Raw genomic sequence first — 13,291 nt, 5'->3', positions numbered from 1 at the left:
GCCAGCAGGGCCAGCAGGGCCAGCAGGGCCAGCAGGGCCAGCAGGGCCAGCAGGGCCAGCAGGGCCAGCAGGGCCAGCAGGGCCAGCAGGGCCAGCAGGGCCAGGGTGGGCAGAACTCCCCCGGTCAGGGAGGCCAGCGCCAGGGCGGCCAGGCACCCGGCGGGTTCCCCGGGCAGATGCCCGGTACCGGCCAGGGCCAGGGGCCCGGGGGCGACGGTTCCCGGGGAGACGGCTCCCCGGGCGGCTCCACCTCCTCCCGCGAGAACGGTCGCGGCTCCATGGGCCGGGGCGGCCCCGGCGGTGGAGGTCCCGGCGGTATGGGCGGCCTGCTGAACGGCACCCAGGTCAACGCGGCCACCAAGAAGGCGCTGGCCCGGAACGCCGACGACTACACCTGGGTCGCGGCCACCGTCGGTTCGCAGAACGCGGCCAGCTACCAACTGGCCGTGGGGAAGCCGGTCATGTCGATCGGGGGCTTCAACGGCAGTGACCCGTACCCCTCGCTGGCGCAGTTCAAGAAGCTGGTCAAGGAGGGCAGGATCCACTACTTCCTCGGTGGCCGCGAGGGAGCGGGTCCCGGTGGTGGCGGCCGTGGGCAGGGTTCCGGCTCGGACCTGAGCACCTGGGTGCAGAAGAACTACACCAAGGTGGAGAAGGGCGGCACCACCCTGTACGACCTCACCAACCCCAAGTGAGTCCCGCTGACTCCCCCTGAACCCAGGACGGTCCAGGGGGAGTCGACCGTACGGCCCGTCGGCCCGGTTGGTCACCGGCGGTCCGACGGGCCGTACGGCTGGCCCGGGAACCGTGCGCACCGGCACGGAGTGGACCACCATGGGAGGCGGTGGTGCGCCGCACCCTCACCGTGGGACGCACCACCGCCTGGAGAGGGGAGTTGCCCTGGAAGGCCGTTCCCCGGGGGCGGTTACTCCTCGCCGACCTGGAGCAGCTTGTTCGGCGTACCCTCGCCCGGGTCGCTGATCTTGTCAGCGGCGGCGGACTCGTCCAGGGCGTCGGCCACGTCCGCCGGGCTGGCGTCGGGGTGGGCACCGAGGAACAGGGCGGCGGCACCGGCCACGTGCGGGGTGGCCTGCGAGGTGCCGGAGTAGGTCTGGGTGGCGTCGTCGGCGGTGTGGGAGGCGGAGAGGATGTCCACACCCGGGGCGTAGAGGTCCACCACGCTGCCGTAGTTGGAGAAGTACGCCTGGGCGTCGCTGTCGTCGCTGGCCGCGACGGTCAGCGCCTCCTCGACCCGGGCCGGCGAGAACTGGCTGGCGTCCGCGCTGGAGTTGCCGGCCGCGACCGCCACGGTCACCCCGGAGTCCACGGCCTCGCGCACGGCGGAGTCGATGGCCTCGTCCACGCCCCCGCCGAGGCTGAGGTTGGCGACCGAGGGGCCCTCGTGGTTCTTGGTCACCCAGTCGATGCCGGCGACGACCTGCTCGGTGGTGCCGGAGCCGTTGGCGTCCAGGACCCGTACCCCGACGACGTTGGCCTTCTTGGCCACCCCGTAGGTCTCGCCGGCCAGGGTGCCGGCGACGTGGGTGCCGTGCCCGTGCTCGTCACTGGCGTCCTCGTCGCCGTCCACCGCGTCGTAGCCGTGCGCGCCACGGTCGCCGAACTCGTCGTGGGTGACGCGGACTCCGGTGTCGATGACGTAGGCGGTCACGCCCTCGCCGGAGGTGTCCGGGTAGCTGAACTGGTCGTCCAGCGGCAGGTCGGCCTGGTCGATACGGTCCAGACCCCAGGAGGGCGGGCTGTCCTGGGTCTCCAGCGCCTTCACCCTCTTGCTCTGCACGACCTTGGCCACCGAGGGGTCGCCGGCCAGTCGCCTGGCCTCCTTCAGGGTCAGCCCCTTGGCGGAGAAGCCGTTGATGCTGGAGAAGTTACGGCTCAGGTTGCCGCCGTACTTCCGGGCCAGGTCCTTCTTGGCGGACCGGTCGGCCCGTTCTTTCTTGCCGTCCAGCAGGACCACGAAGTTGCCCTTGACGGCCTGGGCCGAGGTGGCGCCGTAGACCTTCCCCTCGGTGGGGGCGGCACCGGCCGGCGAGGCGAGGGCGACGCCGCCGGAGACCGCCACCGCGGTGGCCACGGCGGCGGCGAAGGTACGTCTGTTGAGCTTCCTGGAACGAGCCATGATGAGCGATCTCCCCTTGTGCGCTTGGGTGTTGACGGGTGGTCGGACGGACCGGAGCCGGTCGGGCGAGCGGGTCGTCCCGGCCGGTTCGGACACCCACATGGTTCGAGCAACCGGGTCACGGCTCAACGGCTGTACGTGGTTGTCATGTAAGCGCCGAGAGCGAGCAACAAGACTCCCGGCGAACACCCCGAAACGGACGTACGGCGGCACACCGCGTTCACGCGTACGACAAACGGAGTCCAGCCCGGAAGAAGCGAGAGGCAGCGCGACAGCGGCGATTCAACCCCTCAACACGAGTCCGGCCGGACACCACGCGGCGGCTCACCGGACCCCGTCACAAGGCCGCCGTCCGAGGGCGGCCTCACCGCACCCCGGGGAGCCAACTCCCGCCGGTCCAGGGGCTACCCACCCGAGGTCAGACGGCAGGGGTCGGGTACGGCGGCCCCGTCGCGGAGCCACGCCCCGGCGCCACCCACGGGGGCCGACCGCTCCGACCCCGGCCGCCTCAGGGGAGCGGGCGGGTCTCCGGGGGCGCCCCGACCGCCAGGGTGCAGGGAACCGAGCCGGGGAGGGCCCCGGAGGGAGCTAGCGGGGTCGTCCACGGCCGGCCCCTCTCCCGAGGCGGCCGGGCGGGCGGTGTCCCGGGGGTCCGGGTTCCGGGTTCGATGCGGGGGACCTCACGGCGGCGGGCCGGAAGGAGCACCGCCGCCGGAGGCGTTCAGGACTGGGTGGTGTCCCGTCCGAGGACCTCGCCACGGACCACCTGGGCGCCGTCGTCGTCCACCACCACGGGCGCCTCCTCGACCGGCGCCCGCTTCTCCTTCTTGAACAGGCGGGTGGCCTCTCCCGCCGAACGGGTCAGCCCCGGGAGCCTCTTCACCGCGAGTACCGCGATGACGACGAGGAGCAGTACGGCCAGTTCACCCAACCCGAACATCAGGGCCCTCTTTCCTGGAAGGGGGCCAAGTCACATACGCGCAGGGCGACTTGGCGCTACATCGCTGTAGAATTCTGCCCGCCCGCCAGCCGCCCGGCAAGTGTGGCCGGCGCGACGCCCCCACACGAAGGGCACCCACCCCGACCGGCACGCCCCGGGGCGTGGACACCCCCTCCCCCACCCCGTCCAACCCCCGGCCCCCACCCCCGGGTTCACCCCTCTGCTACTTTCTACACCGTTGTAGATGTCGCGTGCACGCAGTACGGCGGGCTGCCGTCGTACCCCGAGAGGAACAGCGCGGATGGCCCTGTCGAAGCCCCCCACCGCCCCCAGCCGGGGCGGTACGGCGGCGCACCGACAGACAGCGGACACCCTCCGGGACCCCCGGCGGGGACACCCGCCCCTGGCCCGCCGCCCCCGTCGACGTACCCCTGAGCCGGGCGCGAGTACCCACCGCCCCGGGGGCGTTGACCCCCGGGGCGCGGCGGGAGGACCCGCCGGCTCGCGGCAGCGCCCACTGGCGGGCGCCACCCCACGGGCGGCGACACCGCGCGGGTGGCCGCCCGCACCCGGGCAGCCGTTACGCCCCCATGGGGCCGCGACTCGCGGGGGCCGGGGTGACGGCCACCGCCCCCCGGCCCCGTAACGGTCGCCTCGGCCGTACACCCGTACCCTTCCCCGAACGCCGTGAGGACGAGGAGTCCGAATGCCCAACCACCGCACGGAGGGAGGCCGCGCCCGCGACCGGGGGACGGCTACCCGTCAGGGCTCCCGTCGCAAGCCCCGACCCCGGGCGGGGGCACGGAAGTTCGGGGTGGTGGCCCTCTCCCTGCTGGTGCTGGCCGTGGCCGGAGGGGGCTGGCTCTACATACGTCTCCACGGCAACATCGACACCTTCGACGCGGACGGCCTCAGCAGGCACCGCCCCGAGTCGGGAGCCGGGGGCCAGAACGTCCTGGTCATCGGCTCCGACGCCCGGACCGGGGGCAACGACAAGCTCGGCGGCGGCGCGAAGGACGACATAGGGCGCTCCGACACCGCCCTGCTGCTCCACGTCTACCAGGACAGCCGGCACGCGGCGGCGGTCTCGTTCCCCCGGGACACCCTGGTGGACATACCGCCCTGCAAACTGCCCAAGGGCGGCTGGACCCGCACCCAGCGCCAGACCATGTTCAACGAGGCGTTCTCCGTGGGCCAGTCGAGGAAGGGCAACCCCGCCTGCACCCAGAACACCGTGGAGAAGCTGACCGGACTACGGGTGGACCACACCGTGGTCGTCGACTTCAAGGGCTTCGCCACCATGACCGAGGCGGTCGGCGGGGTACCGGTCTGCGTACCGAAGGACCTCTACCAGGGGGACCTCAACCCCAACCGGGGATCACGGGGCAAGCGGGTCTTCCGTCGTGGTGAACAGACCGTTGCCGGGCAACGGGCCCTGGACTACGTACGCATCCGGCACGGCATAGGAGACGGCTCCGACATCGGCCGGATCAAGCGCCAACAGGCCTTCGTGGGCTCGCTGTTGAAGAAGGTCAAGGAGGACGGCCTCAACCCGACCACCCTGCTGCCCCTGGCCAACGCCGCGACCAAGTCGATGACCGTGGACGAGGGACTGGGAACCCCCCGGAAGATGGTGGACTTCGCGATGTCCCTGCGGGACGTCAGCCTGGAGAGCATCCGCTTCGTGACGATCCCCTGGCGCTACCAGGGCAACCGGGTCGCCGTCGTCCAGCCGGACGCCGACGAACTGTGGAAGGACCTGCGCGCCGACCGCCCCCTGGACGCGAAGGACACCGACCGCGCCAAGAAGGAACGGGAGAGGAAGGACGCCGGGAAGAACGCTGACAAGGACGCGGAGAAGGTCGACGGCCAGGGGCGCGCCGTCTCCGTCTACAACGGCACCGCCACCCCCGGGCTCGCCGCCTCCGCCGCCACCCAACTGCGGGACCGCCACTTCACGGTGGCCCGCAGCGGCAACGCCACCACCCAGGACCACACCACCACCGTCGTCAGCCACGGCCCCGGAGAGCGGTCGGACGCCCGGGAGTTGGCCCGACTCTTCCCCGGCGCCACCGTCGAGCAGAGCGCACAGGCCGGGCTCAGCGTCACCCTCGGGACCGACTACCAGCCGGGGAAGGGCGAGGGCGACACGGGAGGCGACAAGGGCGGCGAGGACAAGAGCCCGCCCAGGAAGAGCCGTTCGGCCGCCGACGACCCGTGCGCCGACCTCTCCTACGGCTGACCGCCCGCCGCGCCCCCGGCCTTCACCCCGTACGACAGCCCCCACCCGCGCGGAAGCCACCGACCGTGACGGGTGCGGACGGGCGCGACCTCCCCACGGCGGCGCCCACCCGACCTAGCCCCCGGCCTCCGGGGCACCCTCGGCGTCCGGGGCGCGCCCCGGCTCCCCCTCGGGGTTCCGCGACAGCCACCGTTGACAGGAGGGCACCACCGCCCGGTCCCGCAACGCGGTACGCCAACGCCGCCGCGCCTCGGCCACCGGGCCCGCCTCCCCGGCACCCCGGGTCCCGCCCCCGGAGGTCATGCCCGAGGGCCGGCGTGCGGCCACGACCACCCGGCCCAGGCCCAACGCCCCGGTCACGGCGGCCAGTCCGGCACCGGTCCAGCCGGTCAACACCAGGGTGGCGCCCAGGTCCTGCCGGGAGTCGATCAGCAGCAGTACGTACCCCAGCACCAGGAACACCACCGCCGCGGCGCCGGCGATCAGGGGGACCAGTACGGCCACCGCCGCGAACAGCGGGCTCCGTCGGGGGGTACCACCGTCCGACGGGCCTCCGTCCCGTAGCCGGCACCACTCCCGGTACTCCTCCGCCACGAGCGCGGTGAGTTCGTCCGCCGACTCCCGCGCCCGCGCCCGCAGCGCCTCGGCGGTGCCGGGGGCGGCGTCGGCCAGCGCGGAGCGGAGCGGCTTGGTACGCAACGCCTCGTCCACCACGTCCTCGAACTCCCCCCGATCCGCTGGCCGTAAGGAGGACCCACTCCCGCCCCCGATCGGCGAAGATCGCATTACGCTTCCTTCCACGAGTTCGACCCCATGTGAATCTACAGATGTGTAGAAGATACCCAACGGCCGGCGCGGCGACGACGCCAGCCGTCACCCACGAGGGGCCGAACGCCTTGGCCGGGCACTGGACGGAGGAGAAGTGGGCGGAACGAAGAGGGGGCCGGGCAAACGCCGGGCACAGGGCGAGTTGGAGACCACCGTGCTGATGACCCTGCACGAGGCACCGGAGCCGGTCACCGCCGCCTGGGTACGGGAGCGACTCGGGGACGACCTCGCGTACACCACTGTGGTCACCATCCTCACCCGGCTGCTCGCCAAGGGCGCGGTGACCCGGGAGAAGGCCGGCCGCTCCTTCCTGTGGACCCCGGCGGCGGACGCGGCCGGACTGGCGGCCCACCGGATGCGGCAGGTCCTGGACGGCGAGAGCGACCGCGACACCGTACTGACCCGGTTCGTCTCCAGCCTCACCGACGACGACGAACAACTGCTGCGCAGCCTGCTGCGACAGGCCGGAGAAGCCGGCCCCGAGGAGGGCGGCGTCAGCGAGAAGAGGGACTGAGCCGTGGGCTTCTTCGTCCTGCTCCCCCTCGTCCTGCCCCTGACCTCCTGGCCGGTGGCCCGCCTGACCGAACGGAACCTGCACCCCCGTACGGCCACCTGGCTGCTGCTGACCCTGGGCACCGTACTGGCGGTGTGCAGCACCCTGTGCCTGTGGCTGCTGGTGGTCGTGGGCACCGCCCAACTCCCCGGCAACCCGCTGCCCGACGAGTGGTCGGACCCCGAGGTCCGTGCCGCCGTGCCCTACGACATGCTGCTCGGGATGGCCTCGCTGCCCGCCCTCGCCGCCGTACTGGTCTCCTGCGGGCGCACCCTGAGCCGGCATCTGCGGGTGCAGCGCCAGGTACGGCGGAGCCTGGAGGGCCTGCCGCACTCCACGGTGGCCGTCCTCCCCGACGAGGCCCCCTACGCCTTCGCCCTGCCGGCCGGCCGTCGGGAGCCGGCCCGAGTGGTGGTCTCCACCGCGATGCTGGACGCCCTCACCCCCGACGAACGGCGGGCACTGCTCGCCCACGAGCGGGCCCACCTGGCCGCCCGGCACCACCGGTTGCTGCTGCTGGCCGAACTCGCCGCCCACGCCAACCCGTTCCTGCTCCCGCTGCGGACGGCCGTGGCCTTCGGCGTGGAACGGTGGGCGGACGAGGAGGCCGCGCGCAGGGTCGCAGACCGCCGCCTCACCGCCCGCGCGGTCGGCAAGGCCGCGCTGATCGCCCGGGACGGGCCCACGCGTACGGTGCCGGCCGTGTCCGGCGGCGGGCAGGTGCCCCGACGGGTACAGGCCCTCCTCACCCCGGCCCCCACCACCCGGGTGTGGGACCTGCCGGCGACCCCCTCCGGGTTGCTGGCCGGCCTGGCCACCTGGCTGGCGGCAGCCGGGGCCGCGACCTCCGCGCTGTCCTCGGCCAACGCCGCCATCGCCCTGGTCCTCATCCTCCAGGCCGCCACTCCCCTGTGACCACGGGGGCGCCAACTCCGCCCGTCCGACCGCCTGTTGACGCCCGGCCCGCGCCGGGCGGGAGCCCGCAGCTCCGGCACTCGACGCGGACCGCCGTGCGGGTCGCCCTCGTTCCGTCGCCGAGGCCCCCCGGCGGACTCCCCCGCGACGTACGGCGAAGCCCCCCCGGATCTCCCCACCCGGCCGATGTCACATCCCGGGGGGCCGTCCCGTCACGGAGGTGTCAGCGCACACCACCGCACAGGGAGTACGCCATGGAAGCCCGTCTCGACCCGCTCGCCCTCCCGGACACCGCCTCGTTCGTCAAGCACCTGGTCGCGGCCGACAGCACGCTCGCGAACGAGACCCTGCCCACCACGACCCGGGAACTGGTGAAACTGCGGGCCAGCCAGATCAACGGCTGCGGTTTCTGCACCGACATGCACACCAAGGACGCCCTGCACGCCGGGGAGTCTTCCCTGCGCCTGAGCCTGGTCGCGGCCTGGCGGGAGGCCACGGTCTTCACCGAGGCCGAGCGCGCCGCCCTGGAGCTGACGGAGGAGGGCACCCGTATCGCGGACGCGGCCGGCGGGGTCAGCGACGAGGTGTGGGCGAACGCCGCCCGGCACTACGACGAACAGCAGCTCGCGCACCTGGTGTTCACCATCGCCCTGATCAACACCTTCAACCGCGTCAACGTGCTGCTCCGCCAGCCCGCCGGCGACTACCAGCCCGGACAGTTCGGCTGATCCCACCCGCCCGGCCGGTCCCCACGTGCACCCGATGCGGGTGGGGACCGACCGGGAGACGGGGGCGCCTCACTTCCTGGACAGGTGTCCACCTATCCTGGTCACCTGTCCAGGAGAACGGGAGACACCGGTGGAGATACTCGCGAACGTGCTGGTCGGGTTGGTGGCCGTACTACACGGCTACATCCTGGTGCTGGAGATGTTCCTCTGGGAGCGGAAACCCGGCCGCGCCCTGTCCGGCTTCGACGCCGAGATGGCCCGCGCCAGCGCCCCGCTCGCCGCCAACCAGGGCCTCTACAACGGGTTCCTGGCCGCCGGACTGGTCTGGGGACTGCTCGCCGACGACCCGACCGGCTTCCCGGTCCGGGTCTTCTTCCTCGTCTGCGTCCTGGTCGCCGGCGTCTACGGGGGACTCACCGCGAACCGGCGCATCCTGGTCGCCCAGGCCCTGCCGGGCGCGCTCGCCCTGGGTGCCGTCCTGCTGGCGGGCTGAACGTGACCCCGGTCGACCCGCGTACCGCCCGCACCCGGGCCCGGCTCCGCCAGGCCCTGCTGGAGGAGTGCGCCCACCGACCGCTGGCCCGGGTGAGCGTGGCCGCCCTGGTCCGACGGGCCGGCGTGGGCCGCGCCACCTTCTACCTCCACTACCCCGACCTGGAGGCCCTCGCGGTCGACGCCTGCGCCGACATCGTCCGGGAGGCGGTCGACGCCCTGCACTCCTGGCGCGGCCGGCCGGACCCCGACCACCCGCCGCCCGCCCTGCTCGACTTCGTCCGGGACCTGGCCCCCCACGCCGACCTCTACCGCGCGCTGCTGCGCCCGGGCGGCAACGGACCGCTGGGCGCCGTGCTGTACCGGGACCTCCGCGCCCGCGCCCACCGCGAACGTGAGCGGGCCGGCGCCCCGGACCCCGGACTGGTCGCCTCAGCCGTGGCCGCGACCTTCACCGGACTGCTCGCCGACTGGCTCCACGACCTCGTGGAGGCCACCCCGGCCGCGTTCACCGACCGTGTCTGGCGGCTGCTGCTCGCCCTGCACGGCGCCCCGCTGCCCTGACGGGCGCTCAGGTGGGGGCGCGGTCCCGTTCCACGGTGCCGGCCCGCACCTCGGGGAGCCCCTGCTCCAGGGTGTCCAGGGCGCGGCGCAGTTCGCCGATCCGGGTACGGAGGGCCGCCGCGTCCGGCTCCGCCGGAAGGGCGGCCCCGGCGTCCCGCCCCGGGGGCTGGTCGTCCTCCAACCCCCGGGCTTCCTCAAGGGACTTGAGCACCACCCCGACCAGCACGTTGACCAGGACGAAGGAGCCCAGCAGGACGAAGGAGGCGTAGTAGACCAGGGTCCAGGGCGAGATCGCCAGGCCGCCGCGTACCGCGTCCCCCAGACCGTCCAGCACCATCAGCAGGAAGAGGGTGAGCATGGCGCGGCCGAGCGAGCCGAAGTGTTCCGGGTCCCGGTCGGCGAAGAAGACCCAGCCCACCATGGCGTAGAGGTACAGCAGCAGCGCGCCGACCAGCAGGAAGCTCACCGTGCCGGGGACGCTGCGGGCCACCGCCACCAGCACCACCCGCAACTGCGGCAGGAAGCGCGCCGCCCGCAGCACCCGGGCGAGCCGCAACAGCCGCAGCACGGTGGCGTTCTCCCGTACGAAGGGCAGGTAGCCGCAGAGCACCACCGCGAGGTCGAAGAGGTTCCAGGGGTCGCGCAGGAAGCGCGTGGGCCGGTCGGCGTGGGCCCCAAGGCGCAGCACGATCTCGACGGTGAACAGTCCCAGGAAGCCGTGTTCGAGGATCCACAGCGGCAGTCGCCAGCGCTCCACCACGCTGTCGTAGGTCTCGGCCCCGAGCATCGCGGCGTTGAGGGCGATCAGCCCGAAGACCGCCATCGCGAACCGGCGGTCCTCCGTGATCCGCCCGCAGCGGGAAGCGCAACGCTCCCGCCAACTCCCCTGCCCACCGGTCGACATGGCCGTTCCCTGATCAGTTCCCCCGGGGTCGCCCCCGCCCTTCGACGACGCCCCGCGTCCACCGACCGGCACAGCATAAGGATCTACAACGGCGTAGAAGGAATCCGAGGTGGCGAATCGGTCACCGTACCCCCGGTACGGCCACCACCCCACACACCGATCGGCCAGACGTACCGGGGCCACCCCCACCACGGGGTCCCCGGAACCGGGGCCGGTGAATGGCCAGAACCCCACCACCGTCCGACGCCCACCCCACGGCACCACGGGTTCGGGGACCGGAGTGGGCCGGCCCCGTGGGCGTGACCGGTCGGGGCGCGCCGCCCCTAGGGGGCCGGGGGCGGACGTACCGACCAGGAGCGGCCTCGCGTTCGATGCCGCCACCGCCGGTGGGCGAACCCCGGGAGCAGCGCCCCGGCGCCGGGCAGCCGCCCCGGGAGGTCGGTGAACGCGTTCCGGTGACGTACGCCGTGGGACGGTGCCAGGCGGAGCAGGGGTTCGCTAGCTCGCCAGCGCCCCCGACCGGCAAGGCGACCGTTCCCAGGATCACCCTCACGGCCAGCGCCAACGGGGGGCTTCCCCCCGTGGTCGCCGAAATACGCCACCGAGCACAGGACCGAACCGGCCATTCCCGGAGGCAGCAACCGCCCCGGGAAACCGGCCGGTTGGGGCAGCGACTCCAGGGCGGAGGTCAACCCGAAGCAGTCGACGCGACAGCAGGACGCACGCGCCGCGCGGTGGTCCGAACGGCACGCCCCTAGCCGATCCGTTTCTCGAACCAGTGGTGGGCGTAGGGCTCGTCGTTGAAGGCCGGTACCTCCTCGAAGCCACGGGCACGGTAGAGGTGGACGGCGGTGGTGAGCGCCTTGTTGGTGTCCAGCCGCAGCAGCCGGTGACCGTGTCCGGCGGCCCGGGTCTCCAACTCCGCCAGGAAGCGCCGCCCCAGGCCGAGGCCCCGCGCCTGGGGGGCCACCCACATCCGTTTGACCTCGGCCGGCGCCCCGACCGGCAGCTTGAGGCCGGCGCAGCCGAGGGGCTCGCCGTTCAGCCGGGCCACCAGGAACTCCCCTCGGGGCGCCCGGAGTTCACCGGGGTCGGGCAGCAGGCTCCGGCCCGGGTCGAAGCCGCTGCCGAAGGAGTCCGCCAACTCCTCGGCGTACCGGCGCAGGCAGTACGCGGCCTCCGGGTGGTCGGGGTCGACGGTGTGCAGAGTGACCCTGGCGGCGGTCAGCAGGCGCTCGACCTCGGCCATGGCCTCGACCAGCCGGGTCCGTTGCCCGTGGCTGAGGGGTTCCAGCAGGTCCCCGGCGAGCTGGTCGCTGAGGCGGTCGAGGGTGGCCCACTCCTCCCGCCCGGCCGGGGTGAGGCGTACGGTGCGCACCCTCCGGTCCCTGGCCTGCGGCTCCACGGTCACCAGGCCGTCCACCTCCAGGGAGCGCAACAGCCGGCTGACGTACCCGGAGTCCAGGCCCAGGCGTTCCCGCAGGGCGCGGACGTCCTGGGGGCGGGTGCCGATCTCCCACAGCAGTCGGGCCTGCCCGACGGGTCGGTCACGGCCCAGGTAGCGGTCCTGGAGCACCCCGACCCCTTCGGTGACGGTGCGGTGGAACCGCCGTACCCGCTCGATCTGTGTGTCAGCCATTCTCTGACCCTAGTCAGAGAATGGCTCCCGAGCCACCCCCGGTCCGCCGCCCCCATCGGGGGCTCACCCCAACTCCCGTACCGGACTGGGGAGTTGACCGCCTCGGGGAAGTGTCACGTCGGACCCGTTGGACGAGGTGCGCGTTTCGGTTATGTTAGCGCTATCGGTAGCGCTAACAACATGGAAACGGTACGACATGACGGACTACCGGGGACTCACCTGGGACCACCCGCGCGGCACCGTGGCCCTCCGCCACGCCGCCGCGACCTTCTCCGCCGCCCGCGACCACCCCGACACCCTCACCTGGGACGCCCAGCCCCTGGAGGGCTTCGAGTCCCACCCCATCGACGAACTGTGCGCCCGCCACGACCTGGTCGTGCTGGACCACCCCCACCTCGGCGACGCCCTGGCGGCCGACTGTCTCCGCCCCCTGGAGGAGGTCCTCCCGCCCCACCTGGTGGACGAGTGGTCACGTCGCTCGGTGGGCCGCTCGGGCCCCTCGTACGAGGTGGACGGACGCCACTGGGCCGCGCCCCTGGACGCCGCCACCCAGGTCGCGGCGGCCCACCGGGCCCACCTGGACACCCTCCCGACCACCTGGGACGAGGTGGTGTCCCTGGCCGAACGGCGACCGGTGGCCCTGAGCCTGGCCGGGCCGCACGCCCTGCTCACCTTCTCCTCCCTGTGCGTCGCCCTCGGCGAACCCCCGGCCACCGAGCCCGGACACCCCCTGGTCTCCCCCGCCACCGGACTGGCGGCCTGGAAGCTGCTGCGCGAACTGTTCGTCCGCACCGATCCGGGCACCGCCTCCCTCAACCCCATCGCGCTGCTGGGCCTGCTCGCCGAGGGGAAGCGGCTGAGCTACTGCCCCCTGGTGTACGGGTACGTCACCTACTCCTCCCGCGAGGAGGGGGCACCGGTCCTCTTCGGTGACGCCCCCCGGGCGTACCCCGACGGCCCGCTGGGCTCCGTACTCGGCGGCACCGGGCTGGCGGTCTCCCGTCGGGCCGAGGTCTCCCCCGCCCTCGCCGCGCACCTGGCCGACCTGATGAGCGCCGAGACCCACCGCACCCTGATCCCCGCGCACCGGGGGCAGCCCGCACGGGTCGAGGCCTGGACGGACCCGGAGGTGAACCGGGCGGCCGGCGACTTCTACCGCGCCACCCTGGCCACCACCCGGGCCGCCTGGGTGCGCCCCCGACATCCCGGCTTCCCCGCGCTCCAGCTCGCCCTCTCCCGGGTGGTGCGCGAGGGGCTGCTCGCCGACCGCCCCGCCGAGGAGGTCCTGGAGGACCTGCTCAGCACGTACCGCCACGGCGTCCGGCCGGCCCCCGCGCCCCGCTGAGCAC

12 protein-coding genes and 1 pseudogene are annotated in these 13,291 nt (G+C 73.4%); 8 read left to right on the top strand and 5 right to left on the bottom strand.

Features of this window, described 5'->3' with window-relative positions; genetic code table 11:
* A pseudogene (locus tag ABZT14_RS20030) lies at positions 1-695 on the top strand (glycosyl transferase); the annotation flags it as partial.
* Between the two features lie 230 nt (positions 696-925).
* Here ABZT14_RS20030 and ABZT14_RS20025 read toward each other — a convergent pair.
* Positions 926-2,137, bottom strand: coding sequence for a S8 family peptidase (locus tag ABZT14_RS20025; protein WP_356304537.1), 1,212 nt, complete (start codon positions 2,135-2,137; stop codon positions 926-928).
* Between the two features lie 721 nt (positions 2,138-2,858).
* Positions 2,859-3,077 carry a twin-arginine translocase TatA/TatE family subunit gene (locus tag ABZT14_RS20020; protein WP_356304534.1) on the bottom strand — a complete coding sequence of 73 codons (219 nt, stop codon included), beginning with the start codon at positions 3,075-3,077 and terminating at the stop codon, positions 2,859-2,861.
* Between the two features lie 706 nt (positions 3,078-3,783).
* Between ABZT14_RS20020 and ABZT14_RS20015 the strand changes: the two genes are divergently transcribed.
* Entirely contained in the window at positions 3,784-5,319 is a 1,536-nt protein-coding gene (locus tag ABZT14_RS20015) for an LCP family protein (RefSeq protein ID WP_356304531.1), read from the top strand.
* A 114-nt stretch (positions 5,320-5,433) separates the two neighbouring features.
* Here ABZT14_RS20015 and ABZT14_RS20010 read toward each other — a convergent pair whose 3' ends face one another.
* Positions 5,434-6,105 carry a hypothetical protein gene (locus tag ABZT14_RS20010; protein WP_356304528.1) on the bottom strand — a complete coding sequence of 224 codons (672 nt, stop codon included), beginning with the start codon at positions 6,103-6,105 and terminating at the stop codon, positions 5,434-5,436.
* Between the two features lie 136 nt (positions 6,106-6,241).
* On the opposite strand from ABZT14_RS20010, the gene ABZT14_RS20005 reads away from it, so the two are divergent.
* The 5 genes from ABZT14_RS20005 to ABZT14_RS19985 all read left to right on the top strand — a co-directional run bounded on the left by ABZT14_RS20005 (position 6,242) and on the right by ABZT14_RS19985 (position 9,399).
* On the top strand, positions 6,242-6,661 hold the full coding sequence (locus tag ABZT14_RS20005; protein ID WP_356304525.1) for a BlaI/MecI/CopY family transcriptional regulator: 420 nt from the start codon (positions 6,242-6,244) through the stop codon (positions 6,659-6,661).
* A gap of 3 nt (positions 6,662-6,664) precedes the next feature.
* Complete coding sequence (locus ABZT14_RS20000) at positions 6,665-7,615, top strand: M56 family metallopeptidase (protein ID WP_356304522.1); 951 nt, start codon at positions 6,665-6,667, stop codon at positions 7,613-7,615.
* A gap of 254 nt (positions 7,616-7,869) precedes the next feature.
* On the top strand, positions 7,870-8,343 hold the full coding sequence (locus tag ABZT14_RS19995; protein ID WP_356304519.1) for a carboxymuconolactone decarboxylase family protein: 474 nt from the start codon (positions 7,870-7,872) through the stop codon (positions 8,341-8,343).
* A 130-nt stretch (positions 8,344-8,473) separates the two neighbouring features.
* On the top strand, positions 8,474-8,836 hold the full coding sequence (locus ABZT14_RS19990) for a DUF1304 domain-containing protein (protein ID WP_356304516.1): 363 nt from the start codon (positions 8,474-8,476) through the stop codon (positions 8,834-8,836).
* Between the two features lie 2 nt (positions 8,837-8,838).
* Positions 8,839-9,399 (top strand): helix-turn-helix domain-containing protein, encoded by a 561-nt coding sequence (locus ABZT14_RS19985; RefSeq protein WP_356304513.1) that lies wholly within the window; start codon positions 8,839-8,841, stop codon positions 9,397-9,399.
* A gap of 7 nt (positions 9,400-9,406) precedes the next feature.
* On the opposite strand, the gene ABZT14_RS19980 is transcribed toward ABZT14_RS19985, so the two are convergent.
* Both ABZT14_RS19980 and ABZT14_RS19975 read right to left on the bottom strand, forming a co-directional pair.
* Complete coding sequence (locus ABZT14_RS19980) at positions 9,407-10,303, bottom strand: ion transporter (protein WP_356304510.1); 897 nt, start codon at positions 10,301-10,303, stop codon at positions 9,407-9,409.
* A 754-nt stretch (positions 10,304-11,057) separates the two neighbouring features.
* Positions 11,058-11,942, bottom strand: a complete 885-nt coding sequence (locus tag ABZT14_RS19975) for a helix-turn-helix domain-containing GNAT family N-acetyltransferase (RefSeq protein WP_356304507.1) — start codon at positions 11,940-11,942, stop codon at positions 11,058-11,060.
* 196 nt (positions 11,943-12,138) lie between these two features.
* Between ABZT14_RS19975 and ABZT14_RS19970 the strand changes: the two genes are divergently transcribed.
* Positions 12,139-13,287 (top strand): carbohydrate ABC transporter substrate-binding protein, encoded by a 1,149-nt coding sequence (locus tag ABZT14_RS19970; RefSeq protein WP_356304504.1) that lies wholly within the window; start codon positions 12,139-12,141, stop codon positions 13,285-13,287.
* Positions 13,288-13,291 lie beyond the last annotated feature (4 nt).

The organism is Streptomyces sp. NPDC005438 (assembly GCF_040606315.1).
In the GTDB taxonomy this organism is placed as follows: Bacteria; Actinomycetota; Actinomycetes; order Streptomycetales; family Streptomycetaceae; genus Streptomyces.
The sequence above is the reverse complement of the archived record's forward strand: the minus strand, read 5'-3'. Positions and strand labels throughout refer to the sequence as shown.

Bases quoted from the DNA above. Each gene is read 5' to 3' on its own strand.
- ABZT14_RS19975 (WP_356304507.1), bottom strand. From the start codon at position 11,942: ATGGCTGACACACAGATCGAGCGGGTACGGCGGTTCCACCGCACCGTC.
- ABZT14_RS20025 (WP_356304537.1), bottom strand. From the start codon at position 2,137: ATGGCTCGTTCCAGGAAGCTCAACAGACGTACCTTCGCCGCCGCCGTG.
- ABZT14_RS19980 (WP_356304510.1), bottom strand. From the start codon at position 10,303: ATGTCGACCGGTGGGCAGGGGAGTTGGCGGGAGCGTTGCGCTTCCCGC.
- ABZT14_RS20020 (WP_356304534.1), bottom strand. From the start codon at position 3,077: ATGTTCGGGTTGGGTGAACTGGCCGTACTGCTCCTCGTCGTCATCGCG.
- ABZT14_RS19995 (WP_356304519.1), top strand. From the start codon at position 7,870: ATGGAAGCCCGTCTCGACCCGCTCGCCCTCCCGGACACCGCCTCGTTC.
- ABZT14_RS19970 (WP_356304504.1), top strand. From the start codon at position 12,139: ATGACGGACTACCGGGGACTCACCTGGGACCACCCGCGCGGCACCGTG.
- ABZT14_RS20015 (WP_356304531.1), top strand. From the start codon at position 3,784: ATGCCCAACCACCGCACGGAGGGAGGCCGCGCCCGCGACCGGGGGACG.
- ABZT14_RS20010 (WP_356304528.1), bottom strand. From the start codon at position 6,105: ATGCGATCTTCGCCGATCGGGGGCGGGAGTGGGTCCTCCTTACGGCCA.